General features: G+C 35.7%; 7 protein-coding genes. All 7 read right to left on the bottom strand.

Going from position 1 to position 6,359, the window contains the following annotated elements; genetic code table 11:
• Window positions 1-917: anthrax toxin lethal factor-related metalloendopeptidase (locus RTP52_RS00150; RefSeq protein WP_312368494.1), on the bottom strand; the 917-nt coding region annotated here is incomplete at its 3' end.
• A gap of 154 nt (window positions 918-1,071) precedes the next feature.
• Window positions 1,072-2,094, bottom strand: coding sequence for a D-alanine--D-alanine ligase family protein (locus tag RTP52_RS00145; RefSeq protein WP_312101203.1), 1,023 nt, complete (start codon window positions 2,092-2,094; stop codon window positions 1,072-1,074).
• Window positions 2,095-2,626: 532 nt separating this feature from the next.
• Window positions 2,627-3,244, bottom strand: coding sequence for a flavin reductase (locus tag RTP52_RS00140; RefSeq protein ID WP_312101200.1), 618 nt, complete (start codon window positions 3,242-3,244; stop codon window positions 2,627-2,629).
• 10 nt (window positions 3,245-3,254) lie between these two features.
• A complete protein-coding gene (locus RTP52_RS00135; RefSeq protein WP_312101198.1) occupies window positions 3,255-3,578 on the bottom strand; it encodes a DUF1540 domain-containing protein in 324 nt (107 codons plus the stop codon).
• Between the two features lie 104 nt (window positions 3,579-3,682).
• Window positions 3,683-4,228: an NADH peroxidase gene (locus tag RTP52_RS00130; RefSeq protein WP_312101196.1), complete on the bottom strand. Its 546-nt coding sequence runs from the start codon at window positions 4,226-4,228 to the stop codon at window positions 3,683-3,685.
• Window positions 4,229-4,473: 245 nt separating this feature from the next.
• Window positions 4,474-5,103, bottom strand: a complete 630-nt coding sequence (locus tag RTP52_RS00125) for a response regulator transcription factor (protein ID WP_312101194.1) — start codon at window positions 5,101-5,103, stop codon at window positions 4,474-4,476.
• A gap of 102 nt (window positions 5,104-5,205) precedes the next feature.
• Window positions 5,206-6,339 (bottom strand): sensor histidine kinase, encoded by a 1,134-nt coding sequence (locus RTP52_RS00120; RefSeq protein ID WP_312101192.1) that lies wholly within the window; start codon window positions 6,337-6,339, stop codon window positions 5,206-5,208.
• Window positions 6,340-6,359 lie beyond the last annotated feature (20 nt).

The following is a 6,359-nucleotide window of genomic DNA, read 5'->3' as shown; positions in this document are numbered from 1 at the left end:
ATTTCTGGACTAATAAAATAATTTTGAAAGGTCTCTGCGAAATACTCCGTTGGAGAGCTTGTAAAGTATTTCGATAAGCCAGACGCTGCACTTTCCTGATTAAAAACATCATTAAACCCTTCCGTAAACGATTGGTAGCTATTTAAGGCATCCAATGCATGGCCTATCTCATGTAAAGTACACGAATCAATTGAAAACTCTTCATTTTTTATGTAAATTCGCTTTCTATAATAAATCGTTAGTCCTATCGTGTTTTCAACACCGCTATGATACACTTCTTCTAAGCTTCTCGGAGTGATGATTAGGTACCATTTATCTTTATTTAGTGCTTCCAAAGCCTTCGCAGGTATAAGTCGCAAATACTCCATGGCTTGATCTGCCCATCTTTCACTAGCCCCATCTTCTAGCCATATAGTGTAACCTTCATATACTTTTTTTCTCTTTGGAACTTCGTAAATATCAAAACTTCCTGACTTTTCTACTCTCTGCTCTAATTCTTTAATGTAGGTTTGATATTCACTTAATTTTTCAGGCTCATAATCTAGAAAATGATTATATTTCTCGAGAACCCTATTCATATTAAGATTCTGATTTGTTAATACCACGATTTCCTCTGATTGTTCAGAGACCTGTTGTTTTAGTGAAGATTGCTCACGAGATAACTGTTCTTTTTGACTGGTAAGATTCTCGTTTGTCGTATTCAATGTTTGGTTTTCTGAGGTTAATCGGTTATTTTCATTCTCTAATCCTTCCAACCTGCTAATCTCATTGTCACGTACCATAATTGCATCATACGCAAATACTAACTGTTCACTATTACTGTGAATGATGTGATTTAAGTATAATAACGTGACAATATTGGTTGTTGTGAGTGTAAAGATTACAAGAAATAAAATCAAAATTTTATTTTTTCTCATAACAAGCCCCCTAAATAATTGTTTGGCATTTGTAACTAGACAGCCTCTTTTCTCTTCTTGTGATTTCTTCCTATCTATTATTTTATGGGATTGCTGTACAAAACGCAATGACTTATCTCATCGAAAGAAATTGCTTTTTGTAAAAGAGATGAATTTAACCTAATAAAATTAGTTCACATAGCTCAGAATACGCTATTCCACACGCTTCGGCTTCTTGAGGCAACAAACTGGTTGGAGTCATACCAGGTAAAGTATTCGCCTCAAGGCAATAAAAACTTCCATCTTCTTTTAATAAAAAATCTACTCTAGAATAAAAACCAAGTTGTAATTTCTCATGAACTTCTAAAGCTACCTCCTGTATCTTTATACTTATATCATCCTCTAACCCCGCAGGACATACTTCCATCGCCATTCCTGCTTGATATTTATTCGTATAATCGTAGAATCCTGTCTTTGGTATAATCTCTATTAAAGGAAGCGCACGATGATTTAATATCCCAACAGAAAACTCCCTTCCTTCTATGAGCTCCTCAATTAATACTTTATTTTCGTACTTTTTCGCATACGAAAGGGCCTTCCCCAATTCATCCTGACTTCTTACTATGGATACCCCAACACTAGAACCGCAGCTTAACGGTTTAATTACACAAGGAAGCATTAACGTTTTTTCTAATTCATGTTCATCCGTTAAGTCCGCAACAATATAATCTGGTGTCTCAATTCCATGCTTTTGCATTATGACTTTAGACAATCCTTTATCCATAGCAAGTAAGCTTCCTATGTACCCACTACCTGTATAGGAAATCCCATAGATATCAAACATTGCCTGTAGCTGACCATTTTCACCAATGGAACCATGTAGCGCCAAAAATACTCTATCCGCATATTGGCATAACGGTAGGACATTCTCTCCAATCAAAATATCACCATTTCCGAAATCCTCTTTCAGTTTCGTAAGGTTAGGTTCTTCTTTGGGAACTTGATACTGATATGGGTTTTGATCCTCTCTTTTACGAAATAGGGAATCTAAATCTGCTACATCCTTAATTCCTAAATATAAGTCAAGTAATAATACTTCGTGTCCCTTCTCCATAAGAGCATTTGCAATTTTACTTCCAGAACTTAATGATACCTCTCTTTCCGGACTCAATCCTCCGGCCAAAACTACGACTTTCATCTCGTACCCTTCCTATGAAATATTATTGTTGAGGTAAATTATACCACATTGGTAAAGATTGATAAATTTATTTTCTTGGCATTTTAAAGTTTCTTGCATTTTTTAGCGTATAAACAGGGAAAATGTATGGTGGCTATAAAGATGGCATATCGTATGGCTACAATTTTGCAGATATTGGCTTACCTGTCATTGAGAGAGGTTATTGGAAATTAATTAGTAAGCAAAGCTTAGAGGAGGAGATAAAGAACCACTATTTTGATTTTTCACTTTTTATTTTTGATACTGATACCAATAACTTATATCTCTTTCAGATTAGGTTCTGATACACTTATAATTTTATTTAAAAAAAGGTTTCGAATAATGTATACTCGAAACCTTTTTAACGTCTATCCTCGAAATGAAACATACATCCACACTGGAAATATCGAATTAAAGAGTAAATAATTCAATATATCTCAAATAACTTAAAAAGTAATTTTAATTAAATCACATTTTCAGCAATATGGGTAACCGCTTATAACCTATAGTAAACTTATAATTTACGAAAATAACTCGCATCCTTACCACACACCGGACAAATAAAATCGTCTGGCAATTCATCCGTTTCTTCGATATATCCGCATACCGTACATTGATATCCTGTTCTACCCTCTTGATAAGAAGGAGCATTCTTCGGTGTTGTACCACCCTTTTTTAAATGATAATCTGCATAGGTAAGAGGAGGCTCTTCTGAAATTAAGTTAGCATCTGTTACTTCTCCTATACAGATGACATGACTTCCAACATCCAAAGAGTCACATAATCTGCAGGTAAACTGTGCTACAATACCCCCAGCCGGATAAGGATTATTATTATCGTCAAATTTATAAGAAATCGAGTCAAACTTATTCTTATCCCTGCTACTAAAAAAACCAAAGATTTTGATTAACTCAAGGTCTACATCCTCTTTTAGTACAACTGCGCTAAAAGTTCCTGCCTCTTTTATCACCGCTAGTGTATCATTGTTTTTATTAAGAGCAATGGAAAGTTTCATTGGCGAGGAAGTGACCTGTGTAAGAGTATTAATTACACAACCTGCTTTATGATCGCTTCCCTGCGCCGAAACTATATAAACACCATAACTTATTTTATATAATGCTTTGGGATCCATAAATTAACTCCTAAGAGAGTTTTTCAAAGCTTAAGCAATCCGTTTCGGTATAGAAACTTGTTCCACTGCTACCGCCAACTTCAATCTCATCAAGGCTACAGTGGTCATCACTATTATAATTACAAGTTGCCACATTACAAAGGATCTCCTTTGAAGTACCTCTCATTGATGTATACTCAGCTAAATTACTATAAACTGATCTATTTAAAAAGCTTGCACAGCAGGTAGATGCCTCATTTGTTGCAGCTTTTCCACCCACTTTAATGGTATTTGCACAACAAACGTGTTCTTGGTTATAGGAACAGTTGGTTGCACCACACATAACGTTAGACATAATATCCTCCATTCTGGCGCTTTAGCGCCTTTTCGTCATAATAAAAACTGTGTGCTTCTGCACAAATAGTTGTGTGAAATTTTTTATCTTTCACACGTTTTCTTTTACTTTCCAAAATAGCGGTCTAACAACCCTTTAAATGCACATCCATGACGTGCCTCATCCTTTGCCATCTCATGAACAGAGTCATGTATCGCATCAAGATTCTTGCTCTTAGCAAGAGTCGCAAGTTTTTTCTTTCCTTCACAGGCACCGTATTCTGCATCAACTCTTGCTGCTAGATTGTCTCTTGTACTTGCTTTTACGACTTCACCCAACATTTCAGCAAAACGCGATGCATGGTCTGCTTCCTCATATGCTATTCTCTTATAGGCTTCTGCAACCTCCGGATAACCTTCACGGTCTGCCTGTCTACTCATAGCGATATACATACCAACTTCAGTACACTCTCCCATAAAATTAGCTCTTAAATCTTCTAAGATAATATCATCAGCACCGGATGAAACTCCGATCATATGCTCATCAGCCCATTGAAGTTCACTGCTTTTTTCAATAAATTTGCTACTATCTGCATTACAAATTGGACACTTATCTGGTGCAGAATCACCCTCATGAACATAGCCGCAAACACTACATACAAACTTTTTCACTTCATATATCTCCTTTTCACATAATTTCCAATAGTATTTGCTCAATACATGGATTTTATTAGTAAAGGTTGAAAGAAATTCTTTAACCTATGTGTTACATTATGAGTTAGGAAGGAAGATAAGAAAAAGCGCGGCTCGTAAACTTTTCTGGAACATAATAAAAGGTGCTACAAACTATCTACCGAAGGCAGACTTTTGTAACACCCTACTTATATAAATCCCAACAATTACACATATCAACAGTTTTATTTTTTCCCAGTTAAATAATAAACAGCAAGCTGAGTTCGATGAGAGAAGCCTCCTTTTTCTAAAATAGTACTAATATGGTTTTTTACCGTTCCCTCGCTGATAAATAGCTTCTTAGCAATTTCTTTGTTTGATAGCCCTTCTGCTACCGAAGCAATAATATCAATTTCTCTTCCAGTATACCCATTTGCATCAAAACCGGTTTTAGAATTAAGGCTACGAGAAGTAAACTTCTCAAACACTTTCTCATCCAGAACATTAACACCATTGTAGATAGATTTAATCATTTGCTTTAATTTTTCCGGAGTGTGATTCTTGATTAAGTAACCCTTTGCTCCATTTTTTATAGACTGCTCCACTAACTCATCATCATCAAACGTAGTCAGTATGAGTACCTTCCCAAGATTACGAAGTACGATTTCTTTTGTTGCTTCAATCCCATCCATCACCGGCATCTCGATATCCATTAAGATAACATCCACTGAATTTTCGGAAGCTAGTTCTACTGCTTCCTTCCCATTACTTGCACATCCGACTACCTCAAAGTCAGGATCAACACTTAATATAATTCGCATACCGTCTCTTACAAAATCACTGTCATCCGCAATAATTACCTTGATAGGTTCCATATTAACCTCAATTCCCGCATTCTTGCGTTCTAATTTTCACAAGCTCTTTTTATTTTTATTTTACTACTACACTTCATATCCATTATAGCAAAACGCCGGGTCTTAATTTTGTGAGAATGGTAATATCATATTAATGCAGAATCCGATTTGTGAGGTGACATCAAGAACGCCATTAATCGCTCTGACCCGTTTCCTCATACCTGAGATTCCCATACCCTCATTAATCTGCATACAACCCACTCCGTCATCTTCTATAGTACATCGAACTAATTTATTTAAAATTACGATTTGAATTGTGATATGCTTACACTTTGAATATTTCAAGGCATTGGATACTGCCTCGAAGGAATTATCTAAGATAATTTCCCATATGTACTCTGGCACTGACTTATTGTCTCCGCTCACAATAACTTCAGCATCAATATTGTATTTTTTCTTACACTCTTCACATAAGGTCATAAGCTGAAGTAATGCCAATTTCCGTTTGTCTGGTTTTTCCCTGCGAAGCAATTGCCGTATTTCATCCATGCTTATTCTTAGATTATCAATAACCGCCTGTAAAATCCCCTTCGCTTGCTCTGGCTCACTTGTTAGTAATACCTTTGTTGCCTCTAATTGATAAATTGATCCATTGATGCTATGTCCGAGCTTATCATGCATTGCCTGCGACAAGCGTCCTTTTTCTTCTAATAGCTTATTTTCAAAGTATAAGTTATTCTCTATCAGCTCTTTTTTATAGATATGATTTTGATTATCCATGGAATACTTGAGCTTTTGTTCATTTTGCTCATAGGATTGCAGTAACTTCTGATATTTATCTATAATGACATCATTTTGAATAAAAAGTAATATACAAACGGAAGTAAATAGTATATACACAGCCATATTATCGGGATATATAAATACACCTAAAAAAGCTGCCGTATAAAACGGATATTTAACCTTTCGGCTGCCTGCTACACTTAGAAATATTACCGGAAGGGTCAGGGCATATTCCCTTCCAAACCAAGATACCATAGCAATAACAAGAACAGCTTGTATCAATAGCAAAAGAGTCTTATGTCTCTTAGTAATTCCCTGAGCAATTACTGCAGAGAATAAAAGAGCGTATATCACCCAAACTCCATATTGATTCAAAAGCTTATTCTCTTGTTCCATAACATGATATAAAAATACAGCCCCTAGTAAGAGACCCTTGATTAATACAAACTGATACCGCATGATATTCTCTTTCAATCATTGCACTCCCTTTATAT

Source organism: Lachnoclostridium sp. (genome assembly GCF_031997925.1).
Taxonomy (GTDB): Bacteria; Bacillota; Clostridia; order Lachnospirales; family Lachnospiraceae; genus Lachnoclostridium.
This window is presented reverse-complemented; position numbering and strand designations above follow the sequence as displayed.